28 protein-coding genes are annotated in these 23,780 nt (G+C 68.3%); 14 read left to right on the plus strand and 14 right to left on the minus strand.

Annotated features, from left to right (window positions below):
- Positions 1 to 104 precede the first annotated feature (104 nt).
- Together NDI86_RS04930 and moaC are read left to right on the plus strand one after the other, a co-directional pair.
- Positions 105 to 833, plus strand: a complete 729-nt coding sequence (locus tag NDI86_RS04930; protein WP_310899289.1) for a DUF6517 family protein — start codon at positions 105 to 107, stop codon at positions 831 to 833.
- 73 nt (positions 834 to 906) lie between these two features.
- Positions 907 to 1,389 (plus strand): cyclic pyranopterin monophosphate synthase MoaC, encoded by a 483-nt coding sequence (gene moaC, locus NDI86_RS04935; protein WP_310899290.1) that lies wholly within the window; start codon positions 907 to 909, stop codon positions 1,387 to 1,389.
- Positions 1,390 to 1,401: 12 nt separating this feature from the next.
- Here moaC and NDI86_RS04940 read toward each other — a convergent pair whose 3' ends face one another.
- Positions 1,402 to 2,064 (minus strand): DUF4382 domain-containing protein, encoded by a 663-nt coding sequence (locus NDI86_RS04940; RefSeq protein ID WP_310899291.1) that lies wholly within the window; start codon positions 2,062 to 2,064, stop codon positions 1,402 to 1,404.
- Between the two features lie 105 nt (positions 2,065 to 2,169).
- Here NDI86_RS04940 and NDI86_RS04945 point away from each other — a divergent pair, with 105 nt between their 5' ends.
- The 3 genes from NDI86_RS04945 to NDI86_RS04955 all read left to right on the plus strand — a co-directional run bounded on the left by NDI86_RS04945 (position 2,170) and on the right by NDI86_RS04955 (position 4,404).
- Positions 2,170 to 2,997 (plus strand): molybdopterin synthase, encoded by an 828-nt coding sequence (locus NDI86_RS04945; protein ID WP_310899292.1) that lies wholly within the window; start codon positions 2,170 to 2,172, stop codon positions 2,995 to 2,997.
- 291 nt (positions 2,998 to 3,288) lie between these two features.
- Positions 3,289 to 4,113, plus strand: coding sequence for a hypothetical protein (locus NDI86_RS04950; RefSeq protein WP_310899293.1), 825 nt, complete (start codon positions 3,289 to 3,291; stop codon positions 4,111 to 4,113).
- Between the two features lie 51 nt (positions 4,114 to 4,164).
- Positions 4,165 to 4,404 carry a glycine zipper 2TM domain-containing protein gene (locus tag NDI86_RS04955; RefSeq protein ID WP_310899294.1) on the plus strand — a complete coding sequence of 80 codons (240 nt, stop codon included), beginning with the start codon at positions 4,165 to 4,167 and terminating at the stop codon, positions 4,402 to 4,404.
- A gap of 9 nt (positions 4,405 to 4,413) precedes the next feature.
- Here NDI86_RS04955 and NDI86_RS04960 read toward each other — a convergent pair whose 3' ends face one another.
- The gene (locus NDI86_RS04960; RefSeq protein WP_310899295.1) at positions 4,414 to 4,980 is read right to left on the minus strand and encodes an NUDIX hydrolase; all 567 of its coding nucleotides are present in this window, start codon (positions 4,978 to 4,980) and stop codon (positions 4,414 to 4,416) included.
- Positions 4,981 to 5,151: 171 nt separating this feature from the next.
- On the opposite strand from NDI86_RS04960, the gene NDI86_RS04965 reads away from it, so the two are divergent.
- From NDI86_RS04965 to NDI86_RS04995, 7 genes are all read left to right on the plus strand, one after another.
- Positions 5,152 to 5,331: a DUF1918 domain-containing protein gene (locus tag NDI86_RS04965; protein ID WP_220586973.1), complete on the plus strand. Its 180-nt coding sequence runs from the start codon at positions 5,152 to 5,154 to the stop codon at positions 5,329 to 5,331.
- Between the two features lie 5 nt (positions 5,332 to 5,336).
- On the plus strand, positions 5,337 to 5,762 hold the full coding sequence (locus NDI86_RS04970; RefSeq protein ID WP_310899296.1) for an RNA-binding protein: 426 nt from the start codon (positions 5,337 to 5,339) through the stop codon (positions 5,760 to 5,762).
- Entirely contained in the window at positions 5,762 to 6,454 is a 693-nt protein-coding gene (locus NDI86_RS04975; RefSeq protein WP_310899297.1) for an RNase P subunit p30 family protein, read from the plus strand. Before NDI86_RS04970 ends, NDI86_RS04975 begins: the two co-directional genes overlap by 1 nt.
- A gap of 54 nt (positions 6,455 to 6,508) precedes the next feature.
- Positions 6,509 to 6,928: a hypothetical protein gene (locus NDI86_RS04980; protein WP_310899298.1), complete on the plus strand. Its 420-nt coding sequence runs from the start codon at positions 6,509 to 6,511 to the stop codon at positions 6,926 to 6,928.
- Positions 6,929 to 7,004: 76 nt separating this feature from the next.
- Positions 7,005 to 7,481 carry an Rpp14/Pop5 family protein gene (locus NDI86_RS04985; RefSeq protein ID WP_310899299.1) on the plus strand — a complete coding sequence of 159 codons (477 nt, stop codon included), beginning with the start codon at positions 7,005 to 7,007 and terminating at the stop codon, positions 7,479 to 7,481.
- Positions 7,482 to 7,485: 4 nt separating this feature from the next.
- Entirely contained in the window at positions 7,486 to 8,250 is a 765-nt protein-coding gene (gene psmA / locus NDI86_RS04990) for an archaeal proteasome endopeptidase complex subunit alpha (protein ID WP_310899300.1), read from the plus strand.
- Between the two features lie 60 nt (positions 8,251 to 8,310).
- Positions 8,311 to 8,610 (plus strand): hypothetical protein, encoded by a 300-nt coding sequence (locus NDI86_RS04995; RefSeq protein WP_310899301.1) that lies wholly within the window; start codon positions 8,311 to 8,313, stop codon positions 8,608 to 8,610.
- Positions 8,611 to 8,706: 96 nt separating this feature from the next.
- Here NDI86_RS04995 and NDI86_RS05000 read toward each other — a convergent pair whose 3' ends face one another.
- Both NDI86_RS05000 and NDI86_RS05005 read right to left on the minus strand, forming a co-directional pair.
- Positions 8,707 to 9,741 (minus strand): disk-shape morphogenesis protein volactin, encoded by a 1,035-nt coding sequence (locus NDI86_RS05000; protein WP_310899302.1) that lies wholly within the window; start codon positions 9,739 to 9,741, stop codon positions 8,707 to 8,709.
- Positions 9,742 to 9,898: 157 nt separating this feature from the next.
- Positions 9,899 to 10,804, minus strand: a complete 906-nt coding sequence (locus tag NDI86_RS05005) for a cell division protein CdpA domain-containing protein (RefSeq protein WP_310899303.1) — start codon at positions 10,802 to 10,804, stop codon at positions 9,899 to 9,901.
- Positions 10,805 to 10,915: 111 nt separating this feature from the next.
- On the opposite strand from NDI86_RS05005, the gene NDI86_RS05010 reads away from it, so the two are divergent.
- The gene (locus tag NDI86_RS05010) at positions 10,916 to 11,641 is read left to right on the plus strand and encodes a ribosome assembly factor SBDS (protein WP_310899304.1); all 726 of its coding nucleotides are present in this window, start codon (positions 10,916 to 10,918) and stop codon (positions 11,639 to 11,641) included.
- 16 nt (positions 11,642 to 11,657) lie between these two features.
- Here the strand turns inward: NDI86_RS05010 and NDI86_RS05015 are convergent, their stop codons facing one another.
- The gene (locus NDI86_RS05015; protein ID WP_310899305.1) at positions 11,658 to 11,999 is read right to left on the minus strand and encodes an FUN14 domain-containing protein; all 342 of its coding nucleotides are present in this window, start codon (positions 11,997 to 11,999) and stop codon (positions 11,658 to 11,660) included.
- Between the two features lie 111 nt (positions 12,000 to 12,110).
- Between NDI86_RS05015 and hflX the strand changes: the two genes are divergently transcribed.
- Positions 12,111 to 13,421 (plus strand): GTPase HflX, encoded by a 1,311-nt coding sequence (gene hflX / locus NDI86_RS05020; RefSeq protein ID WP_310899306.1) that lies wholly within the window; start codon positions 12,111 to 12,113, stop codon positions 13,419 to 13,421.
- 13 nt (positions 13,422 to 13,434) lie between these two features.
- Here the strand turns inward: hflX and NDI86_RS05025 are convergent, their stop codons facing one another.
- From NDI86_RS05025 to NDI86_RS05065, 9 genes are all read right to left on the minus strand, one after another.
- Positions 13,435 to 14,862, minus strand: a complete 1,428-nt coding sequence (locus NDI86_RS05025; RefSeq protein ID WP_310899307.1) for an NAD(P)H-hydrate dehydratase — start codon at positions 14,860 to 14,862, stop codon at positions 13,435 to 13,437.
- Positions 14,863 to 14,920: 58 nt separating this feature from the next.
- Positions 14,921 to 15,196, minus strand: coding sequence for an acylphosphatase (locus NDI86_RS05030; protein ID WP_310899308.1), 276 nt, complete (start codon positions 15,194 to 15,196; stop codon positions 14,921 to 14,923).
- Between the two features lie 71 nt (positions 15,197 to 15,267).
- Positions 15,268 to 16,176, minus strand: a complete 909-nt coding sequence (locus NDI86_RS05035) for a DNA-3-methyladenine glycosylase family protein (protein ID WP_310899309.1) — start codon at positions 16,174 to 16,176, stop codon at positions 15,268 to 15,270.
- A 58-nt stretch (positions 16,177 to 16,234) separates the two neighbouring features.
- A complete protein-coding gene (locus tag NDI86_RS05040) occupies positions 16,235 to 17,635 on the minus strand; it encodes a sodium-dependent transporter (RefSeq protein WP_310899310.1) in 1,401 nt (466 codons plus the stop codon).
- A gap of 48 nt (positions 17,636 to 17,683) precedes the next feature.
- Entirely contained in the window at positions 17,684 to 19,027 is a 1,344-nt protein-coding gene (locus tag NDI86_RS05045) for a sodium-dependent transporter (RefSeq protein WP_310899311.1), read from the minus strand.
- Between the two features lie 413 nt (positions 19,028 to 19,440).
- Positions 19,441 to 20,151 carry an SDR family oxidoreductase gene (locus NDI86_RS05050; protein WP_310899312.1) on the minus strand — a complete coding sequence of 237 codons (711 nt, stop codon included), beginning with the start codon at positions 20,149 to 20,151 and terminating at the stop codon, positions 19,441 to 19,443.
- 33 nt (positions 20,152 to 20,184) lie between these two features.
- Positions 20,185 to 21,138 carry an NADPH:quinone reductase gene (locus NDI86_RS05055; protein ID WP_310899313.1) on the minus strand — a complete coding sequence of 318 codons (954 nt, stop codon included), beginning with the start codon at positions 21,136 to 21,138 and terminating at the stop codon, positions 20,185 to 20,187.
- 46 nt (positions 21,139 to 21,184) lie between these two features.
- Positions 21,185 to 21,796, minus strand: coding sequence for a rod-determining factor RdfA (rdfA, locus tag NDI86_RS05060; protein WP_310899314.1), 612 nt, complete (start codon positions 21,794 to 21,796; stop codon positions 21,185 to 21,187).
- 41 nt (positions 21,797 to 21,837) lie between these two features.
- The gene (locus tag NDI86_RS05065) at positions 21,838 to 23,757 is read right to left on the minus strand and encodes an archaea-specific SMC-related protein (RefSeq protein WP_310899315.1); all 1,920 of its coding nucleotides are present in this window, start codon (positions 23,755 to 23,757) and stop codon (positions 21,838 to 21,840) included.
- Positions 23,758 to 23,780 lie beyond the last annotated feature (23 nt).

Raw genomic sequence — 23,780 nt, forward strand, 5'->3', positions numbered from 1 at the left:
TTCCGACTGGGGGACGTAACTGTTCTGACGGCCGAGTAAACACGAGACGGCGCCGTGACTGGTACTGCCGGCACGCTTATTTTCGCCACCGCTCTGTGGGGTCCATGGAACGTGACGACGGCCGTTCGCCCATCGCCGTGGTCGGCCGCGTCCGGGGTCGCTCGCGCCGCCGGCTCCTGCTGGGCATCGGCGCCATCGCCGTGCTGGTCTGTCTCGCGGTGCTACTCGCGCTCGTTCCGCTGGGGGTCCTCGGTCTGGTCGTCGACGACAGCGCCCGGTTCGAGGCCACACCGGCGGTGCCCGACGACGCGACACTCTCCGCGACCGGCTACGAACTCGACGGAGCGGACACCGTCACCGTGGAACGCCACCGAACCGTCGCCGGACAGGACCGGACGATAGCGGTGGCCAACCCGCAGCGCGTCTACCGCAAGGACGTGCGCGTCGGCGACCGGACGGTGCCCGGCGGCGTGTTCGCGACCGTCGCGACCCCGGCTATCGAAATCGCCGGGAGTCCCCGAAACCCGGTCGCCGCGGAGAGCCACAGCGAGTTGCTCGGCCGCTTCCAGTCCCGATTGGGCGCCGGCGAGAACTCGTCGTTCCGGGCCGTCTCCACCCGCGAGGCCGTCCTCGTCGGGAGCCGAACGACCGTCACGACCTTCGAGACCACCGTCACAGTCGACGGGGAGCGCCGGGCGTTCGCGGTCTACGTGACGACGGCCCGCTCGAACGGCGACGTCGTCGTCGCGGTCGGCGGACACCCGACCGCCTTCCCGGACGAGCGCGTCGCCATCGTGCGGCTCATCTACGCGGTGGAGGTCGGCGCTCGATGAGCGAGGCGACGCCCGTCTCCACCCCCGACCGGACATCCGCACCGTTTTCCGTTCGCTCGCGGTACGCCGGGGTATGACAGCGGAATTCACACACGTCGACGACGAGGGCGACGCCCAGATGGTCGACATCGGCGAGAAGGCAGACAGCAAGCGCCGCGCGGTCGCACGGGGCGAGATTCGCCTCTCCGAGGCGACCCTCGACGCTATCGACGACGACGAGGTCGCGAAAGGCGACGTCCTCACGACCGCTCGCATCGGCGCCGTCCAGGCCGTCAAGCACACCTGGGAGACGATTCCGATGTGCCACCAGATACCCATCACGAACGTCGAGACCGACTTCGAACTCGTCGACGGCGCGGTCGAGTGTACCGTGGCGGTCGAGACGGTCGGCAAGACCGGTTGCGAGATGGAGGCCCTGGAGGGCGTGACGACGGGGTTGAACGTCGTCTGGGACATGGTGAAAGCCAGCGAGAAGGACGACGACGGACAGTACCCGACGGCGGCCATCGAGGACGTGCGCGTCGTCGAGAAGACGAAGTCCGCGCCGGGCGAGTAGCCGGTCTGGTGGTCAGTTGGACTCGGTCGAGACGGTGCCGCCCGCGTCCGTGGCGGTGTACTCCGCGTCGCCGTACAGCACGGTCGTCCCGCTGGCGACCGGCCGGACGAGGTAGCTCCCGTTGCCGCGCTCGACCGGGGTGAAGTCCGCGACGAAGTGGGTTCGCTCCTCGGCCCGAATCTCGAACTCGGCGTTGAACTTCAGCGGTGCGTTGCCCGGTGTCTCGACCGACGCCTCCTCGCCACCGTCGAGGGTCCCCTCGACGCCGGTGACGTCGAGCTGGAGGGACTGGTAGGTGCCCGTCTCCAGTTCGGTCTCGCCGAGGGACTGGGTGTTGCTCCCCTGGAGCTGCACCAGGTCGGCCGTCTGGGGCTCCTCGAACTCGATGTACCGACGGCCGTCGTCGTCGGTCGCGGACGCCGCCTCGGTCGCGGCCTCGGAGCCCTCTCCGGTCTCGGTTCCCTCGCTCCCGGCCGGCGTGACCCAGATTCCCGCAATGGTCACGACACAGGAGTCGAAGTCGCCGATGTCGCCCGGCACGTCGGTGACGCTCGTCGCGAGCGTGCCGTAGGTTCTGTCGGGCGTTCCGTCGCCGTCTGTCGACCCGCTACAGCCGGCGACCAGTCCGGCGCTCGCTGTGACCCCAGCCGTCTTGAGATAGGTTCGTCGGTCCACATGGGGGAGGACGGCCACGTGGTAAAGTGCTTGATGGCCGAGCGCCCGCTGGCCGTTGTTACCCCGGCGGAAACACTGACGTGTGGGCCGCCAGTAGGCCACGGTATGCAGGTCCTGGGCATCGTCGGGGCGTCCGACAGCGGGAAGACGACGCTGGTCGAGCGGCTGGTCGAGCGCAGCGACGGCCGGGTCGCCACCGTCAAGCACTGCACGCACCCGCCGGACGTCGACACGGAGGGGAAAGACACCGCCCGTCACCGGGCGGCTGGCGCGACAGAGACCGTCGCCCTGACCGACGACGGCGAGTGGTTCGCCACCGGAGGGTCACGCACCCTCACCGAGACGCTGGACGCGCTGGCGCCCGACTACGACTACGCCTTCGTCGAGGGGTACAGCGACGCGGCGATACCGAAGGTGGTACTGGGCGACCGCGAGGCCGCCGACCCGGTGCTGGCCCGGTTCGACAGCGGCGAGGGCGCCGACCTCGACGTCATCCTCGACGCCCTGGCCGAACGGGACCCCTACGTCACCCTAGAGACGCTCGTCGCGTCGGTCAAGCGCTCGCCCGACGAGGACCGCGCCGGCGCCATCGCCACTTTCACCGGCCGGGTGCGGGCCAGAGACGGTCCCGAGGACCCGCCGACGGAGCACCTGGAGTTCGAGCGCTACGACGGGGTGGCACAGGAACGGATGGCGACGCTGCGGGCGGACCTGGAGGCACGGGACGGCGTCCACGCCGTGGCACTCCACCACAAGACCGGCGTCGTCGAGGCCGGCGAGGACATCGTCTTCGTGGTCGTCCTGGCGGGCCACCGCGGTGAGGCCTTCGCCGCCGTCCAGGACGGCATCAACCGCCTGAAAGACGAGGTGCCGCTGTTCAAGAAGGAAGTCACGGTCGACGAGGAGTTCTGGGCCCACGAACGGGAGGGCTAGTTCGGGTCCGTGCGCGGAGCGGAAGACCGTCGACGGAGGCCCGCGCCTCGACCGCGGGAAGCGGCATAAACCGCCGCCAGAACCCACCGACCGGACAGCCCGCGCCGATAGTTCTTTAAGAACAGCTGTCATAGCTCGAAATGATGTCAAAGAAGATACTCCTCCTGATTGCGGTCGTCGCTGCGGTCGGCGCGGCCTACGTCGCCAAGAAGTGACCACGGTCCCCCAGTCGCATCGCTTCCGACCACCCTTTTCAGAACGCTTACCCGACCGACCGGCCTAGTCGTGCCCATGTACGGCGTGGTCACGCGAAACGAGGAGGAGACCGAGTGGTCGGAGTTCGACCGGGCGTTCTACGAGGTCAAGGACGTCACCGGCCGGGCGACCGAACCCATCGAGGGGGCGGTGAACATGGTGTCGTGTTTCGGGGACAACGCCGTCGAGGGCGAGGAGGAACTGCTCTGTTTCGACGACGAGGGCACTGCCGCGACCCGGAACGAACCCTACTTCGACTGGACGTACGTCTGTCCGACCCACGACCGCTACCGCGAGGGACTGCTCGACATCGTCGAGGAGGCCGCCGCCGTCAACGGGGACGTGCGCCTGGACGACGTGGGCTTTCCCCGCGAGGAGTACTGCCACTGCGACCGCTGTGAGCGGCGCTTCGCCGACAGCGACTACGACGACTGGCTGACCTGGCGGACGAACGTTTTGACCGACTTCGTCGCCGCGGCCCGCGAGCGCGTCCCCGGCGACCTCTATCTCACGCTCTATCCCGACCCCTACCCCGGCCACCTCGAAGCCCGCACCGGCGTCGCCGTCGACGACGTCGCCCCCTACGTCGACGAGTTCGTCGTCCCCATCTACGACATGGCCTACTCGACGACCTACTGGCTGGAGATACTCGCGAAGGGCTTTCTCGACCGGCTCTCGACCCGCTTCAGCGTCGAACTGTACGCCGTCGACGTCGACGTCGACGACCTCGCGAAGGCCACCGAAGTGGCCGCCGAGTACGGCCACTCGGTCCTGTTCGGCTACGACGCAAGCAACGCCCGAGCGACGGTGCGCCGCCTCGACGCGGACGCCCGCGAGGGGCGCTCCTACGGGCCCGACTAGCGTCCGCCGGTCGCCACGTACGTTTTTATGTCCGACCGTCGATATCTAGGTATGCGAAACCGAATCAATCGCGCACTGAACCGTGCCAAGTACGCAGCCACCGGCGGGGCAATCGGCGGTGCCATCGGCGGCCTGTGGAGCCCCAAAGCCGCGAGCACCGGCGCGGGTATCGGTGCGCTAATCGGTGCAATGGTCGGCGAGAAGTGGACCGACGCGGAGCCGATGGTCGAGCGGGCCAAGGAGTCCGCGAAGGCGAAAGCCGGCGAGCGACTGCCGACGGCCGAAGCCTGAGCGCCGGCGTCAGGGCCGGTCGAACCGCCGCCCGCGCCAGCGCAGTATCTCCTCGCGGTCGCGGGTGTCCTCCGGTAACTCCTCGAACCAGCGGGCCGCGCTTATCTCGCCGTCGGGGTCCCGGACGCTGATGTCGGTGGTCTCGGCGCGGGCCTCGAAGACGGGGAGTATGCCCCAGGTGTTGTTGTCCCCGCAGTAGAACTCGACGCGCCCGAGCAGCCCCAGCCCCTCGATGTGGGCCTCGATACCGCTCTCCTCGCCCAGTTCGCGCAGCGCCGCCTCCCGGAACGACTCCCCGGAGTCGAGTTCCCCGCCGGGCAACACCCACTTGCCGACGCCGTCGTGGCGGACCAACAGTAGTTCGCCCGTCGGTCGGTAGGGCAGCGTGTGGGCGCCGAAGGGCGCGCCGTGGTCACGGGCGTCCTCGGCGACGGTCCGAAAGCGCGGGCGCTCGACCCGCCGGTGGCGGGTGAACTCCACGAATCCGTCGTACCGCTCGGCCAGGTCGTGGTATGTCTGTTCGGCCTGCTGACTGGCCACGTCGGCGAGATACCACAGGTCGTCGACGGTAGTCATCTCTCTCCGGGCGGTGTGGCGTAGCTATCGGGCGGAGACAGTGAAAGACGAGATGGACCAGTCATGCCAGTGGGGTACGCGGGAGAATCACTATAACCCTTCGACACCGCGGCTCCCCACGGCAGGGAGCGAATCAGTCCCTTTTTGAGCGGCCGTCGAGTACCGGCGGGTATGGCATTCGAAGAAGACGACGAGGTCATTCTGCACGACGAACACAGCGACTACGACGGCGAGACCGGGACCATCACACAGGTCGTCGACACCATGTTCGGCGACGCGAACTACACGGTCTCCTTCGAGGACGGCCAGGAGCAGGGCGTCCCCGAGGACAACCTCGAAGCCAGCGAGTAAGTACGGTGCCGTCGGTTCCGTTCCACTACGTCGACCTCCGGGCCTTCTGCTACGCGACGGAGGACGAGAAGCGCGTCGAGGCCGCCCTCCGGACCTACCTCCCCGAGGAGTACCCCATCGAGCGCGCCGAGAGCGAGGGTCACTACGGCGACCGCATCGTCGTGTTCTCGGCGCGGGTAGAGAACGCCGACGACGTTCGCCACGTCCTCTCGCAGGTGGCGACGCTTGCCGACATCGACGACGTGCGGGCGGAACTGGACGACCGCGTCGACGACAACTGCTCGTTTTTCCTCACGCTCGACAAGCAGGCCGCCTTCGGCGGCGAAGTCAAGCGGGGTGACGGCATCACCCTGCGCGCGAAGGTCGAGGCCTATCCCGCCAAGCGCGAGAACGCCGTCGAGAACGCCCGGGAACTGCTGGCCGAACTGTGATGTACGAGGCCGTCCACGCCCGGCCCGACGGTCCGACGACCCTCGCCCGGCAGGCCCGGACCGCCGCCGACTACGGCTTCGACGGCATCGTCGTCCGCAACCACGGCGACGCGGGCGCGCCCGACGACGTCGCGGCTGTGCGGGATAGCGTCGATATCGACGTGGTCGACGGGGTCGAGGTGCGGGCCGACGCCCCCTCTCAGGCAAGCGGCCTCGTGGGCAACTACCGCTCGAAACGCACCGTCGTCGTCGTCCACGGCGGCGACAGGGCGATAAACCGCTTCGCCGTCGAGAATCCCGCCGTCGACGTGCTCGCTCACCCGATGGCGGGCGACGGTGACTTCAACCACGTGCTGGCGGCGGCGGCCGCCGACAACGGCGTCCGGGTCGAGTTCGCGCTCGGACCGGTCCTCCGCGGCGAGGGGGGAACCCGGGTCCGTCGCCTGCGGGACCTGCGAAAGCTCCGTGAACTCGTCACCGACGCCGACGCCCCCTACGTCGTCAGCGCCGACGCGGAGACCCACCTGGAGCTTCGCGCCCCGCGGGAGCTGGCTGCGCTGGGCGAGGCCATCGGGTTCGACGCCGGCGATATCCGGACCGGGCTGGCCGAGTGGGAGCGCCTGGCCGCCCGGAACCGCGAACGGCTGGGCGACTCCTTCGTCGAGCCCGGCGTTTGGCTGGAAGATTCGTGACGATTTTCGTGAAAACTATACCTTTATTTATCACGAGGGGTACAGGAGGTATATATGGTTGACACGAGCCCGAGGTTCGGCGGTCTCGTGGTCGCCTCGCTCGCGGGCGTGGTGGGCATGAAGTATCTGCTGGGGGGCGCACTGGCGACGGTGGACGTGACGTCGGTGGACGCCCTGCTCGTCATGGGCCACGTCCCGCTGACCTACGCCGCGGGAACGCTGCTCGGACTGACCGCCGCGGCGATAGCCGGCGGCTTCGTCCTGGCGAGGTCGATGACCGTGGCGCTGTTTCTCGGCCTCCTCGCGCTGAGCATCCCCGCCGTCCGGGCGGCCGACCCGGTCATCGCCGCCGAGAGCATCGGTATGGTGGTGTCGATTATCTACCTGACCTTCCGGAGCCCGGTCGAGCGAGTCGAGCAGGCGCCCGTCGACGAGTCCGACAGCGCGACTCGCTACGGGTCGACGCTCCGCTGACAGCCGTCGATGCCATCCGTTTTCATCCCGGCCCGCTAACGGAACGTATGGAGTCCGACACGGGGAGGCGACCGCCGTGAAACACCTGCCGAAACATCTCCAGCCCCGCTGGCGATACCTGGCCGTGGCCATCGAGAGCTGGCCGGACGCCGACGTCGACCGGCGGGCGTTCCAGCGCGAGGTGTGGTACGCCACGCAGAACCTGCTCGGTGACACCGGCAGCGCCGAGGCGGACATGACCGTCCTGCGGTTCGCTCACGACGACGGCGTCGGCCACGCCGTCGTCCGGGTCCGGCGCGGTCACACCGGGGCCGCTCGGGCGGCGCTGTCGTGTGTCGACAGCGTCGACGGGGCGCCCGTGGGCCTTCGCGTCACCGGCACCAGCGGCACCGTCCGTGCGTGTGAGGAAAAATATATACGCGGCCCGGCAAAAGGGCCGGAACAGAGACAGGTCGTGTTCGAGAACCGGGACCGGCGTGCGGTCGCTCGCGACGGGCGAGTGGACGTACAGACCGACGACGGGTTCGTCGGCGCGACAGACCTCGACATCTAACACTATGCAGGGACAAAACCAACAGCAGGCGTACGACCGCGGGATTACCATCTTCTCTCCGGACGGGCGTCTCTACCAGGTCGAGTACGCCCGCGAGGCGGTCAAGCGCGGCACGGCGAGCATCGGTATCAGGACAAGCGACGGGGTCGTCCTGGCCGTGGACAAGCGCATCCGCTCGCCGCTGATGGAACGCTCCTCCGTCGAGAAGATACACAAGGCCGACGACCACATCGGTATCGCGAGCGCCGGCCACGTCGCCGACGCCCGACAGCTCATCGACTTCGCCCGCCGTCAGGCCCAGGTCAACCAACTGCGCTACGGCGAGCCCATCGGCGTCGAGACGCTGACCAAGGAGATAACCGACTACATCCAGCAGTACACGCAGGTCGGCGGCGCCCGCCCGTTCGGCGTCGCGCTCATCATCGCCGGTATCGCCAACGGCGAACCGCGGCTCTACGAGACGGACCCCTCGGGGACACCCTACGAGTGGAAGGCCCTGGCCGTGGGCGCGGACCGCGGCGACATCCGCGACTACCTGGAGGAGCACTACGACGAGTCCATGACGCTTTCCGAGGGCGTCGACCTCGCGCTGGAGGCGCTGGCGTCGGTCACCGAGGACGGCCTCAGCGCCGAAGGTATCGGCGTCGCCACCATCGACGTCGAGACCGAGGCGTTCGGCGAGCTCTCCGACGAGGAGAAACGGACTCACCTGGAGGACGCAGACCTGCTTGCGGACCCCGAGGGCGACGAGGACGAGGGCGAGGAGTAACTCGCTTCGTTTTTGCGAGCCGACCATAGAATTAAGCCCCACAGTGGCAAAGCTCCATGTATGGAGTGTCCACGGTGTGGGGGACGACTCACGCGCTACCGACTCGGCGAGCGGGAGGCCATCGGCTGTCAGGAGTGTGCCTACGTGGGCGTGTCGGTGGACCACACGGCCGAACGCGGGCCGGCGGAGTCGTGGGACGACGCCATCGACCGCTTCCAGGCGCAGGGCCAGTCGGTGACGGCGGTGCGGCGGGCGGACCTGCCCGTCGACGTACCGGCCGCCGAATCGGGCGCCGACGCCGTCGAAGGGGAACTGGTGGACGACGAGGAGCGGGTGCTCCCGGTTTTCGAAGCACAGTGAGGGCACGAGGACACGCTCGGCGGAATCGTACCGCAGCGGCCGACGCGGGTGACTGACCCGGAGTCACCGGCCTCGACCCGGAAAAACCGCGCGTCGTCAGTCGTCGGCTTCGACTTCCTCTTCCTCCTCGTCGGCGCCGCCGCGACCCGCTTCCTCCTCCTCGGAGCGGGCGGCGACGAGCGCGCCACGTGAGACGCTGTACATCGGCTCGTCGGCGTGTTGCACGTCGCTGATGGAGAACGGAATCGAGGCGTCTTCGAGGTGCTGCTCGAACAGCTTCTTGAAGCCGGCCGGCGAGGACGTGCCGCCGGTGACGACGACTGGGACGTCGAGCCCCTCTTCGATGTCTTCCTCGTCGACCTCCTCTTGAATCTTCCCGATGACGTAGTCGAGCAGGTTCTCGTAGTATATCGAGAGCGCGCCCTCGACGCCGCCGACGTCCGTCTCGAAGTCCAGTTGGAAGTCGTCTTCCTTGATGGAGGTGACCTTATCGACCGGCTTGCCCGTCGCCTGGGCGGCCTGCTCGTCGATCCAGTCCCCGCCGCGGGCGACGGAGAACTTCATGACCGGCACCGCGTAGTAGGACAGACAGACGTTGGTCATCCCGGCGCCGAAGCTGATGCCCAGTCCGGTGAAGTCCCGGTCGGCGAGGTCGGAGTAGATGACGGCCATCCCCTCGTTGATTGGCTCGGCGTCGTACCCCATCTCGTTGAGGAACGACTGGATGGTCTTCTGGTGGTACAGCGTCGACAGCTGCGAATCGATGGGGTCTGCCGGCGAGGAGAAGTACAGCTTCTCGTTCGGGTGGTCCGGCGAGCCGACGACCTGCTCGACGATGAGTTTCATCATCGGGATGGCCGATTGCTCGTCGGAGGAGAGGATTCCCTGCGACATCGGCCGGCGTGTCTCCTGGTTGAAGATGTTCGCGAAGTTCAGCGCGTCGTCGCCCAGCACGTAGACGTCTTCGTCTTTCCGAATGTGGAGCACGTCCGACCGGGAGAGCATCCGCTCTGCCATGTCGCTGTACTCTATCTCCACGAACGAGTTCCGCTGTTGTACGAATACGGTATCGTTACCCTCTTGCTGCGCCGAAATAAGGTTCATCGTCCCAACGTCGAGTCCTTTTGCCATGAGTAGTTCACTAATAATTCCCGTATACTCCACATAAATCTACGTATCTCCCTGATTCGTTATTGTTTTTAGCTGACTAGTAGTGGGCGAAGAGAACCCTTACAGCTCATGGATTAACCACCGTATAACAGCCAAAACGAGCCGCTACCGCGCGTTCTCAGTTCCGGCCCAGCAGCGCCGCGATTCGCGCGAGGAGCTTTTCGAGGACCGTCTGCTCCTCTTGGCTCTCCGCTTCCTTCCGCTTGCGTTCGCGGAGTTCGGCCAGCTTGTTCGTCTGGTCGTCGACCGTCGACTCGGAGCGGTCGGTCGTCTGCTGGCCGCCCTTGACCATCGCCAGGCCCTGGACCTGTTCGTCGACACCGGTGCTGGTGACGCGTTCGGCCTCGACGTCCATCCCCTGCACGTCCATGTCGACCTCGCTCTCGCTCGGGCGAATCTTCAGGTCGCTCCCCTCGGTGCGTTCGACGCCGCCCCAGGTGAGGTCGACGCCCTCCATCGCGGACTCGATGTCCGCCTCGATTTGCTCGTCGGTAATCTCGTCGCCGGTCTCGTCACCTTCGGCGGTGAAGTCGCCGGGGCGGGGTTTCGCCCGGTCGATGTGGTACGCGACGAGGGCCCCGCCGGTCGCCGCCAGCAGGGCGGCCAGGCCGACCCCGTAGACGAACAGGACCTGGACGCTGTAGGTCGGCCCCGGCGGCCGGGCCCAGCTGTACGGATAGGCCCAGACGAACCCGCCCAGCCCGACCAGTGTCACCGCGGACCCGGCGGCCGCGCCGTATAGCGCGCGCTTGCTGACGGGCAGGAGGACGACGACGCTGGAGAGGGTCGCGGGCAGCGCGAGCATCCCCACCGCGATGGCCGCCTCGCGGTAGACGAAGTCGGCGGACTCGCCACCGGCCCCCGTCAGCTGGCCGACGGCCCCGATGACGAACGCCGCGATACCGAACCCGATGCCGGCGAAGAACAGCGCGAACCCGAGGTAGACGTCGACCTCGCGGTCCGGTTCGCCGATATACGCTCGATACCACTCGAAGAGTCGTCCGTCATCGGTCCCGTCTGTCATAGTTGTTCCATGTGTGGGCCACGTTGGTAGGTTCATTATCCAAACGCGGTGTAATCAGTCTTTCCCGGAGTCGCAGTAAGGACTTTACCTGCCCCACCGTTACCGACAGCTATGATATCACTCGACGAGGCGGTCACGGCGCGCCTCGAATCACACGGCCAGCGGTTCGAGGTACTGGTCGACCCCGACGCGGCACTGGCTATCAAACGCGGCGAGTTCGAGGGCGACCTGGCGGACGTCATCGCCGCCGAGGACGTCTTCGAGGACGCCGACCGCGGCGACCGGCCCCCCGAGAACATGCTCGAAGAGGTCTTCGAGACCACCGAGCCCATGGAGATAATCCCCGAGGTCATCTCCCGCGGGGAGATACAGATAACGGCCGACCAGCGCCGCGAGATGCAAGAACAGAAACACAGACAGCTCGTCCAGCGCATCACGCGCAACGCGGTCAACCCGCAGATGGACGACGCGCCCCATCCCCCGGAGCGCATCGAGTCGGCCCTGGAGGAGACGGACTTCCGCATCGACCCGATGGAGCCGGTCGAGACGCAGGTCGACGACGCCTTAGACGCCCTGCGGCCCGTGATTCCCATCCGCTTCGACGAGGTGACCGTCGCCGTGCAGGTCCCCGCCGACTACGCCGGCAGCGCGCAGGCGAAGATTCGGACCTTCGGGGAACTCGAACGCGAGGAGTGGCAGGCCGACGGCTCCTGGGTCGGCGTGCTCACGTTCCCCGCGGGGATGCAAAACGACTTCTACGACCTGGTCAACGAACACACGAGCGGCGAAGCCGAGACCCGCATCATCAAAGACGAAGACGAAATCGGCACGCGATAGACGGCGAGAAAGCGGACTATCCCTGCTTGAAGCCGACCAGGAAGCCGCCGGTGAAGCCGGCCGAGACCGGTAGCGCCGACAGCAGCGACATTATCCAGCCCGGCGGCTGGCCGGCGGCCGCGCCCGCCCCGGCGGTCGTGTTCTTCGCCGCGCCGCTGATGGCGTCCCAGTTCACTTCGAGGATGCCACGGGTCTCCAGGAACTTGAACAGCGCCAGCTCCAGGCCGACGATGACGGCGATGAGTTTCGCTATCTTCTTGGCCGCGAAGCCGATGATGCCGCCGATGACGGCGCCGGTACCCAGTTCGAGCCCCATCTGCTGGAGACTGAAATCCAGTTGGAGTGCTAACCCTGCCATACTGGAGACCTTTTCGTCACGGTGTATATCCTTTGTGCTACTCCGACCGTGTCTGTGGGTTTTGGACCCGACCCTGTAGATTAAATAATCGGACGGCCTACGTTCGGGTGAGTGACGGCGACACACACCACTGACAGCGCAGTCGTGGCCAAACGCGTCGACAGCGGCGAGGCCGACACCGCTGAGATTCGGGATCTCGCACGCGCGGCGGGCTACGACGTGGTCGGCGAGATAACGCAGACACGCACCGAGGACCCGGCCTACCACCTCGGTGAGGGGAAGGTGACGCGGCTGGCAAACACCGTCGCCCGCGAGGGGGCGACGACGGTCATCTTCGACAACCAGTTGGGCCCCTACCAGACCTACAACATCGGGAACGAACTCCCGAAGGGCGTGACCGTGATGGACCGGTTCCGTCTCATCCTCGAAATCTTCGGCCAGCGCGCCCGTACCCGCAAAGCGCAGCTTCAGGTCGAACTCGCCGAACTGCGATACGAGCTACCGCGGGCCGAGGCCAAGGCCAGCCTCGCGAAACGCGACGAGCGCCCCGGCTTCATGGGGCTGGGGGAGTACGACGAGTCCCGCGAGGAGGACATCAAAAAGCAGATAGCCAACATCCGCGACGAGCTCGAATCCATCGAGGAGACCGAGCGACACCGCCGCAGACAGCGCCGGGAGTCGGGCTTCGACCTCGTGGCGCTGGCGGGCTACACCAACGCCGGGAAGTCGACGCTGCTGCGTCGCCTCGCCGAGGACCTCGACGTGGACCAGAACGAGGACTTACATCCCGACCTCGACGCCACGGCCGAGAGCGAGGACCGCCTCTTTACCACGCTCGGGACGACCACCCGCCGCGCCGCGGTCGGCAAGCGCGAGGTGCTCGTGACCGACACCGTCGGCTTCATCCAGGACCTCCCCCACTGGCTCGTCGAGTCGTTCAAGTCGACGCTGGATTCGGTGTACCGGGCCGACCTCGTCCTGCTGGTCGTCGACATCTCCGAATCGGTCCAGGAGATTCGCGAGAAACTGGTGACGAGCCACGACACCCTCTACGAGCGCAACGAGGCCCCTATCGTCACCGTGCTGAACAAGACCGACAAGGTAGACGACGCCGAGATTCAGCGCAAGCGCGAGGCGCTGTCGGCGTTAGCACCGAACCCCGTCGCGGTCAGCGCCGCCGAGGGGCTGAACGTCGACGCCCTGGCCGAACGCATCGACGCCGAACTGCCCGACTACGAGCGCGAACGGCTCGTCCTCCCGATGACCGACGAGACGATGAGCGTCGTCTCCTGGATACACGACCACGCCCACGTCGAGACCGTCGACTACGGCGACGAGGTCGTCATCGAGTTCGAGGCCCGCCCCGCCGTCGTCGAGCAGTCCCGCTCGAAGGCCGGCGACCTCGTCGGCGCGTCGGCCTGATTCTCGACCCGACTCAGTCCCACAGCACGCCCGGTACCGCCGAAAGCAGGTCCGTCGCGACCAGCCCCGACCCGTACTCCTCGACGACCGCGTCGCCAGCCGCGCCGTTGGCGTAGGCGCCGACGGCGGCGGCGTGGCGCGGGTCGAGCACACAGGCCAGCGCGCCCGTCACGCCCGCGAGCACGTCGCCGGTGCCGCCGACGGTCATCCCCGCGTTGCCGGTCCGGCTGACCCGCGTGCGCTCGCCGTCGGAGATAACGTCGTCGGCCCCCTTGACCAGCAGCGTGTGGCCGATGTCGGCGGCGAATCCTTCCACGAGGTCTGCTCGCTCTCGCCAGTCGTTGCTTGTCTCCCCGCCCATCTTCAGGAGTTCGCCCTGATGGGGTGTACAGACCAGTTCCGCGTCGGTCTCGACCTCGGGGACGACCTGCAGGGCGTCGGCGTCGACGACGGCGGTCCCCTCGAACCGCTCAAGCAAGCTGCCGACCGCCTCCAGCGTCTCGTCGGCGCCGCCCAGGCCCGGCCCCAGCACGAGCGTGTCGTGGTCGGCCGCGAGGTCGGCCAGCCAGTCGACGTGGGTCGGGGCGAGTCGCTCGCCGTCGTACGCGCGGACGATGAGGTTCTCGCTGTACCCCTGAATCTCGCGGGCGACGCCGTCGGGCGCGGCGACACGGACGAGGTCGGCGCCCGCTCGTAGCGCCGCCTGCGCGGACAGTGCCGGCGCGCCGGTGTATGGACCGCCGCCGACGACCAGCACCTCGCCGTTGTCGCCCTTGTGACTCGCGGGGTCCCGCGAGAGCCGATTGAGGTCGCCCCGCTCGACGAACCGCTGGGCGGCCGCGGGGATGCCGATGTCGGCGACGGTGACCGACGCCGCGAGCGCGTCCAGGCCGGGTTTCGCGTCGTGGAACGTGACGACGTGGTCGGCCTCGACGGCGTTCTCGGCGAGGTCACCGGTCTCACAGTCCAGCCCCGAGGGCACGTCCACGGAGAGGACCGCGGCGTCGGACGCGTTCATCGCGGCGGCGGCGGTGGCGGCCGGTTCCCGCAGCGCGCCGCTGATACCCGTCCCGAGCATCGCGTCGACCGCGAGGTCGGGGTCGCCGAGGTCGAACTGCGAGGAGTCCCGAATCTGTTCGGTGGGGTAGTCGGCCTGCTCCAGCGCCGCCCAGTTCTCCCGGGCGATGTCGGTGGTGATGGTATCGGGACGGCCCAGTAGCACCACTCGGCAGTCGTACTCGTCCAGAAAGCGAGCCGCCACGAGCGCGTCGCCACCGTTGTTCCCGCGGCCGGCGACGACAGTGATTTGCGCGCCGGGGTCGACGCGCTCGCGCACCGCCCGCGCGACCGCGTTACCGGACGATTCCATCAACTGCTTTCGCGGGACGCCAAGCGCCTCGGCGTTCGCGTCGACGACGGCCATCTCGGAGCCAGTGAGCATACCGGCCCTTCGACCGCCACGGTTCTAACGGTGGGGGACGACGGTCGCCGGGGGTCGGTCAGTACTGTATCTGGAACCCGTCGATGCCTTCGGGCTCCTCTTCCTCGACCTCGACGGTGCTGACGCTCGCCATGTCGCTGCCCTCGTAGCAGAAGTCGACCATCTCGTCGACGGCGTCGGAATCGCCCTCGAACACGGCCTCGACGCGGCCGTCGTCTAAGTTCTTCACCCAGCCGTCGACGCCATCGTCCTGCGCCCGGTCCCGCGTCGTCGCCCGGAAGAAGACGCCCTGTACACGACCCGAGACGTACACGTGTGCTCGCTTACGTGCCATGGGCGTCGGTTCACGCGGCTGGCAGTTATGTCCGGTGGTCCACAGGTGCGGCGCTGACGGCCCGACCAGTACTACAGCTCCCGACCCCCGGAACGGAGATAGTGGAACAGGTAAGTCTGCGTGTAGCCGGCGTACTCGCCGCCGAGCGTCTCCCGAATCGCGCGGGAGGTGTCGGCGTAGTTGCCGCGGTCACAGTCGGGGTAGAACTCGGCGATGGTCGTCTGAATCCACGTGTCCAGTGGCACCGCTTCCAGATAGCCCAGCGAGAACAGGAGGATGCAGTCGGCCACCTTGTCGCCGACGCCGACGAACCGGGTGAGCGATTCGCGGGCCTCCTCGAACCCCAGCCCACGGGCGTCCTCGGGGTGGGCCTCGCCGTCGGCGACCATCTCGGCCGTGCGCTTGACGTAGGGGGCCCGATAACCCAGACTGAGCTCCCGGAGGTCGCCCTCGCTCGCGTTCGCGAGGGCCTCGGGCGTGGGGAACGCTCGGTAGGTGCCGCCCTCGAACGCGACCGGCTCGCCGAACTCGCGGCGCAACGCCTGTTGCATCCCGTGGATGCGGCCGACGCGCATCTGGGCCGAGCAGATAAAGGAGATAAGGGTGGGAAAGACGGGGTCGCGGACGATGCGCATCCCCCAGTAGGCGTCGTAGGCCTCCTCGACGACGGCGTCGGGCGGGGCCGTCTCGCGGATGGCCGGCAGGTCGTCGCCGAGTCCGAGCAGCGTGTGGAGCGCGTCCGCCGCGTCGAAGGAGGCTTCCCACTCCAGCGCGCCGCCGGTCTGGCGAACCCGGAGGACCTCCGGGTCGCCGTCGACCCGTAGCGTCGTCCAGTACCACGCGTCGCCGCCGCTTGCGGCGGTGCGCTCGTACATCTGCCCGTCCTCCCGGTCCCAGAGGTACGACTGGCCGCTCTCGACGGTCGCCTGCAGGTCGATACCGCCCGGCAGCGACGCCACGTCTATCGCTCCGCGTTCCATTGTCGGGTGGTTGGCCCCGAGGCGTATCGGGGTTTCTATCCGTCGCTGTGGCCGGGTTTCAGACCGCGGGCTCGGCCCGGTGCCACAGGAGTGCGATAGCGCCGGCGACGCCGACCGTCGCGACGCCGGCCGCTTGCGGGGCCGACAGCGGGACGCCGAGAACGGTACCCAGCCCGGAGACGAACGTGAACGCGAGGAACAGTGGCAGGACGACGGCGACCGTGTAGTACCACGGGCGAGCCGTCAGCCGCGCGACCGCGCCGGCGCCCGTCCGGAACTCGTCGAGTGCCGCCGCCCCGAGCACCCACCCGGCGAACAGCAGGAAGCCCAGCAGTCCGGCGGTCAGCGCGAGATTGGCGACGGTGTCGGCGAGCAGCGTAAACAGCGTCGGCGAGAGCGCCGCGGCGGTGCCGGTGAGCAAGAACAGCCCACCGACCCCGGCGGTCGCCCGCGGTCGCTCGAAAGCGTGTTCGTCGACGAGGTAGGCGACGAGCACCTCGAAGATACTGATGGCCGACGACAGCGCGGCCAGCAGGACGACGCCGAAGAAGACGACCCCGACGAGGCGGCTGAACGGGAGGTCGGCGAACGCGCCGGCCAGCCCGACGAACAGCGCGCCGGGGCCGCCCGCCCCCGGCGGGACGTCGAGCGAGTACAGCAGCGGGAAGATAACGAGCCCCGCGAGGACGCCGATGGCGGTGTTCAACCCGGCGATGAGCGCGCCGTCGGCGACCAGCGAGCGGTCCTCGTCGAGGTAGGAGGCGTAGGTGAGCATCGCGCCGGCCCCGACCGAGAGGGTAAACAGCGCCTGGCCGGCCGCGGCGACGAGCACCTCGAAGAAGTTCGTCCGGAGGTACGCCACGTCCAGCGAGAGGTAGAACGCGTACCCGCCGGCGCTCCCCGGCAGGGTCGCCACCCAGACGGCGAGGCCGGTAAAGAGGAGCACGATGCCGGGCACCATCACCGTCGTCGCCACCTCGATGCCCCTGTCGACGCCGGCGTAGACGACGGCGACGGTGGCAAGCAGGAACAGCGCGTGGAACCCGGCCGCAGCGGGGCCGAAGTCGATGGCGGCGAAGTACGCCTGCGGCGCGTCGAAGTACGCTCCCGTCGCGCTGGCGACCGTGTACCGGAGTATCCAGCCGCCGACGACGCTGTAAAAGGAGAGCACCACGACCGACGCGACCAGCGCCAGCCCGCCCAGCGGGCGCCAGCGACGGCCGCCGAGCGCGTCGAAGGCGCCGACGGGATTGCGCCGGCTTCGGCGACCGATGACCATCTCGCCGAGGAGCCCCGGCACCCCAACGAGCAGTATCACGACGACGTACAGCAGCAGGAACGCCGACCCGCCGTTGGTCGCGGTCAGCCACGGGAACCGCCAGATGTTTCCAAGCCCGACGGCGCTCCCGACTGCCGCGAGTACGAACCCGAGTCGTGTGGCCCACGTCGCTCTCGTCATCGTCCCCCGGTCCGTGCGGGCGGGTAAAAACGCGTCGGGTGCGGAGCGTCAGAACGGCGCGAAGAAGTCGGCGCCGTCGACGAGGAACATCTCGTTGATGCCGAGGCCGAGCGTCAGCAGGACGGCAGCGACAACGAGCACGCGAACCGTCCACAGCCAGACGCCGCCGGCCGCGCCGATACCGCCGGCGCCCTCTCGGAGTTCCGCGACGGCGTCCTCGCCGATGACCCAGCCGACGAATACCGCCGTCGCCAGCACGGACAGCGGGAGAAAGACCTGGTAGGCGAAGCTGTCGAACCACGTCAGCCAGGCCGTGTCCCACGCCGAGGGGAGGCCGAGCAGGAACAGGCCGACGCCGACGGCGGGCGCGAGCACGGTCCGTGGGATGTCGTAGTTGTCGTTGGCGTAAGCGACCGTGACCTCCAGCAGGCTGATAGCCGAGGACAGCGCCGCGATGAGGACGACGCCGAAGAAGACGACACCGAACAGCCGGCCGAACGGGACCGAGCCGAAGCCGGCGGCGGTGGCGACGAACAGCGCGCCCGCGCCGGTCGTGTCACTGGTGATGTCCGCGCCGATGGTCAGCAGGATGGGGAAGACGACGAGCCCGGCCAGCACGCCCACGAGCGTGTTCGTCACGACGATTGCGCCGCCGTCGGTGATGAGGTTGTCCTCGCCGCCGACGTAGGAGGAGTAGGTCACCATGATGGCCATCCCCAGCGAGAGCGTGAAGAAGGCCTGGCCGACGGCGAAGGGGATGATACTCCCGGCGTTGTCGACCATCGTGCCCAGGTCCGGCGAGAGGAAGAACTCGTAGCCCGCCCCGGCGCCCGGCAGCGTCGCCACCCAGGCCGCCAGCCCGACCATCAGGACGACGATGCTTGGCACCATCAGCTTCGTCGCTTTCTCGATGCCGTCCTCGATACCCAGCGCGACGATACCGACGACCAGCGCCAGGAACAGCGCCTGCGCGAGGACCGCCTCGGGGCCCGCCGAGACCGCCCCGAAGTAGCCGCCGGGGTCGGCGAAGTACGCGCCCCGGGCGCTGCCCAGGATGTAGCGCAGCACCCACCCGCCGACGACGTTGTAGTACGAGAGAATCCAGAAGCCCGTGACGACGGCGAGGGCGCCGACGGCGCGCCACTGCCGGTGGCCCAGCCGCTCGAAGGCGTCGACGGCGTTGACGTGGGTCCGCCGCCCGATGACGAACTCCGCCAGCATCGCCGGGAAGCCGATGAGGACGACCGCGACGAGGTAGAAGGCGACGAATGCGGCGCCGCCGTTGGTCGCGGTCTTGAACGGGAACTGCCAGAGGTTCCCGAGACCGACTGCGCTCCCGATAGCTGCCAGTATAAACCCGGGCCGAGTTGCCCAGGTCTCTCGATCAGACATTCTCGTCCGGAGCTATTTCGGTGGCGCTGTTAACAACTGTGGTTGTCACTGATTCGACGCCGTGGCTCCGCTCGGTGTACGTCTCACCCTCCCGCCTTCGCTTGCTCGCCGACGAGACGGCGAGCGGTCGGCGGGAAGCGTCGTCACCCGACCCGGCTCTGCTCGGTCGCTGACAAGACAGCGACCGGGACGCCGGGAAGCGTTGTACCCTACGCTTCGCCGTACACCGGCACGGCTCGTTTCTCGTGAGCGGCGCCGCCTCTGCTCGGTGTACGTCTCACCCTCCCGCCTTCGCTTGCTCGCCGACGAGACGGCGAGCGGGTCGGCGGGAAGCAGCGGGCGCTACGCTTCGCCGTACACCGGGACGGCTCGTTTCTCGTGAGCGGCGCCGCCTCTGCTCGGTGTACGTCTCGCTACGCTTCGCCGTACACCGGGACGGCGGCGCCACTCGTGACCCCCGCCGCGTCGGAGCAAAGAAACAGCATGACGGCGGCGATTTCCTCGGGGTCGACCCACGCGTCGAAGTCGGCGTCGGGCATCATGTCGCGGTTCATCGGCGTGTCGATGACGCTGGGCATGACGCTGTTCGCTCGCACGGTGCCGAGGTTCTCCTCGGCGATGGTCTCGGTCAGGATGCGGACGCCGGCCTTGGTCGCGCGGTAGATACCGTCGCCCTCGCCGCCCTCAAGCGACGAGCGCGCCGACACCGAGACGACGGCGCCCTCGGTGTCCCGGATGTGCGGGAGCGCGTGTTTCGACGCCAGGAACATCGTCTTGAGGTTGACCCCGAAGAGGAAATCGAACGTGTCCGCGTCGGTCTCGTGGATGGGGTCGCCGCCGCGCCAGGTCCCGGCGATGTTCAGCAGGTAGTCCAACCGCCCGTGCTCCTCGACGACGGCCGCGACCGTCTCGGCGACGTCTCCCTCGTCGGTGAAATCGCCCTGGTGGAAGTGGATGCGGTCGGGGTCGTCGAGTTGAAAATCGTCGCTGTCGGGCTCGACCACGTCGGCGCCACAGACCGTGGCGCCCGCTTCCAGGAAGGCGTCGGCGACCGAACTGCCCAGCGCCCCGCCGACGCCGGTGACCAGTGCGACCTCGCCGTCGAAATCGAAACTGACGGACATATGACAGCAGTGGGCCGGCACCGGGTTAAGCGTTCAGGGGCGGACGACCAGCTTCCCGAGGACGCTCTCGCCCAGCACGTCGCGCTGAGCCTGGGCCACCTCGTCGAGGTCGTACCGACCGGCTATCTCCGCTTCGAGGTCGCCGTCGGCCAGCAGGACGGCCAGTCGCGCAAGCACGTCGCCGAAGTCGGGCGTGTTGAACATCGAGACGTGGTGGACCGAGAGCGCCTTCGCCCGACAGCGGGGGACGTTCTCGAAGGTCGCGTCGGGCTCCGTGTTCCCGATGGCGGCGATGCGTCCGCCCTGGGCGGTCACCTCGGCGTCGAGGGCGAGGTAGTCGTCGAGCCGGTGGTCCAGAATCACGTCCGGTCGGCCCGCGTCGACGACGGCGTCGGCGAGGTCGTCCCGTCGGTAGTCGAAGGCGTCGTCCGCGCCTAGCTCTCGGAGTCGGTCGTGGTACTCGGGCGAGGCCGTCGTCGTGACCCGCGCGCCCGTCGCGGCGGCCAACTGGACGGCGACGTGGCCCACCCCGCCGCTGCCGCCGTGGACGAGCGCGCGCTCGCCCGGTTCGAGCGAACAGGCCGCGATGAGCGACTGAAACGCCGTCACGCCGACCAGCGCGACCGCGGCGCCGTCCTCGAAGGGGACGCCGTCGGGCAGCGCGGCGAGGTGCGAGTCGGGGACCAGCGCGGCCTCGGCCGCGGTTCCCTGCAGCCAGTTGCCAAGCCCGGTCGCGAACACGCGGTCGCCGACGGCGTAGTCGACGCCCTCGCCGACGGCGGCGACGGTCCCCGCGCAGTCCGACCCCGGAATCCAGGGGAGGTCCGCCGGTTCGTACGCGCCTTCTCGAAAGTAGGTGTCGACGGGGTTGACCGCCGCGGCTTCGACGGCGACGACGACCTCGCCGGGGCCGGGCGTGGGCCGCTCTACCTCGTCGACTGTGAGTACCTCGGGACCGCCGTGGTCGTGATAGCGCACTGCGTGCATCACCAGTACGCTGGTTCGCCCGGCCAATAAGGGCCCGGGCCGGCGGTCACGACCGCTGGCAGTCACAGCCGCGCGCGTCGAGCAACTCGGAGACGGCGTACTGGCTCCCACAGTCCTGACAGAGCACCTGCGCGTCGAGCACTACCTCGAAGGCGCCGATGTCGACCCGACCCGTCTCACGCAGGCTCTCGATGCGGCCCTCCGTGACCGACAGCGTCCGGGCCAGCAGCCGCTGGATGCTCTCGGCGTCGGACCGGACCTTCTCGGCGTCCGACGGCCCCTCGTAGCTGGCGTCGCGGTACGCCGTGAGGTAGCTCCGAACCGCCTGGTAGGTGACGAAGTTTCGCTCCAGTTCCTCGACGTCGACTCCCTCGCGTGCCAGTCGGTTCCGGGTCTCGGTCCGGACGCCGGCGGTCACGTCGTCGCCGGTCAGTCGCTCGTAGGTCGTCGCCACGTCGCGCCGGAGGGCGTTCGCGCCGGCGGACAGCAACACCGCTTCGAGCAGCCGCTCGTTGAACAGCGCGGCGCAGTCGCGGAGGCTCAGACGCTCCTCGCCGTCGGCGGTCCATCGGCGTTCGAGTTCGTCCCCGAGGCCGTCGAGCCCGTAGCGGTCGATGAGTCGGGCGACCTTGCTGTCCGGTCGGTCGGATGGGGCCATTGGTCGTGGATGTCGCTTCGGGCCGTGTAAACGGTGTCGGGTCAGAGTGACCTGATTCGGGCGTAGCTGTCGTCGAGCGCCCGCGCGTCCTCCGGCAGCAGGGCGACGACGAGATAGTCGACGTGGTCGGCCAGATAATCGACGAGCGCGGCGATGCGCTCGGCGTCGATGGCCTCCAGCGAGTCCAGCAGCACGAACGGTACCGTCTCGTGGAGTTCGTGGACCAGATAGCCGGCCAGCGCGAACACGAGGCCCGTCACCTCTCGCTCGCTCTCGCTGAGGTGGGACACGCTGTCCTCGTAGACCGCGCCCGTGGCCGTGGTGCGGACGACGTGCAGGTCGAAGGCAGCCCGGTCGTCGTCCTCGGCCTGGAGCCGCTCTATCCAGATGCGCTCGACGTTGTCGTACTCCAGGATGTCGAGCGCGGCCGCCATGTGTTCGTTGAAGGCCTCGACGGCGTCCCGTTCGAGGCGGTCGATTCGCCGCCGCGTGTCGGTCAGCGCGTCGACGACTTCGGCCCGCCGCTCCCGGAGCGTCTCGGCGCGACCGAGCGTGGCCGCTAGCTCCTCGATGTCCGCGACGACCGCCTCGCGCTCGGACGCCAGGCGGTCGAGTTCGAACTCGAGCTGGTTGGCCTCGCGGTGGAGCGCGAGCACGTGTTCGAACTCCGCCGACTCGAGGGACTGGACGGTCTCTTCGAGCCGTTCGACCGTCTCGGTGAGCGCCGACCGCCGGCGATTGAGCTGTTCGAGCCGCTCCTCGCGGCGCGCCCGCTCGCTCTCGACGTCCTCGAGGTCGGCCGCTATCTCCCGCCGACGGCGGCTGGTCGCTTCCAGTTCCCGCCGCTCGGCCTTTCGCTCCGCCAGCGCCGATTTGACCGATTCCAGCTCCGCCAGCTTCTCCTCGCGGAGGTCCCGGAGCCGCGCCACCGTCGACTCTATCTGCTCGCGCTCGACCGTCGAACCACAGGTCCAGCAGACGACGCCCGCCTCGGCCCTCAACAGCCCCTCGCCGGTGCCGCCGTCCGTCTCCCCGCTCAACTCCCGAATCTCGGTCACGTCTCCCGCCAGCCGTTCCTCGTTGTACTCGATGACCCCCTGCAGGTCGGATAGCGCCGTGTTCAGCGACTGGCGGCGGGCGCGGAGTTCGCGTATCTCCCGGTCGAGGCGCTCGTGGTCGCCGTCTGGCGCCGCCGACAGCTCGTCGCGCTCCGTCTCCAACTCCGACTGCTCCCGCCGCAGCGAGGCGACGCTCTCGGACTGGGCCTCGATGTCCCGCCGGACGGTCTCGAGCTCCGACCGCGTCTCTCGCAACTCGGTCAACGTCTGTTCGAACTCGGCCCGGTCCCGTCGGTGTCGCTCGACGTCCGTCTCGTCTATCTCCGCTTCCTTCTCGGCCAGGGCCGCCCGCTTTGCCGCTATCTGCTCGCTCAGGTCGTCCCGGCGAGCCTTCAGGTCCGCGAGTTCCTGTTTGCGCTCTTCGAGAGCCGACAGCTGCTCGGTCAGCTGGGCTTTCTCAGCTTCGAGCCGCTCGACGTCGGCCGCGATGGCCGCCGTGTCGACCGGTCGCATGATGAGCTCCCGGAGGTCTCCGCCGGCGGCCACGGACTGGCGAGCCTCGTTGCGCTCCAGGAGAAAGGCGAACAGCTCCGCGACGGTCGCGTCGTCCAGGTACCCCTCGCCCGTGTACCGAGTGTCGTCCCCGGCCCGTTCGAGTCGGCGCTCGTACGTCTCCCCGTCCAGGTTCAGCCGGACGGACCCCTCGTCGGCGTCGCCCTTGAGCGTCGCCGCCGTACTGCCCATCGCCGCGATGACCGCCTGCAGAAACGAGGTCCGATTCGTGGCGTTCTCGCCTGTCAGCACGGTGACGCCGGGAGATATCGAGACCGTCGTCCGGCCGATACCACCGATGTTTTCGACGTCGAACCGAGCGACGCCGCCCGATTCGCCGCTGGATTGCATGTCTACCGGAAACAGAGACACTC

It is taken from the genome of Haloarcula onubensis, assembly GCF_031624605.1.
In the GTDB taxonomy this organism is placed as follows: Archaea; Halobacteriota; Halobacteria; order Halobacteriales; family Haloarculaceae; genus Haloarcula; species Haloarcula onubensis.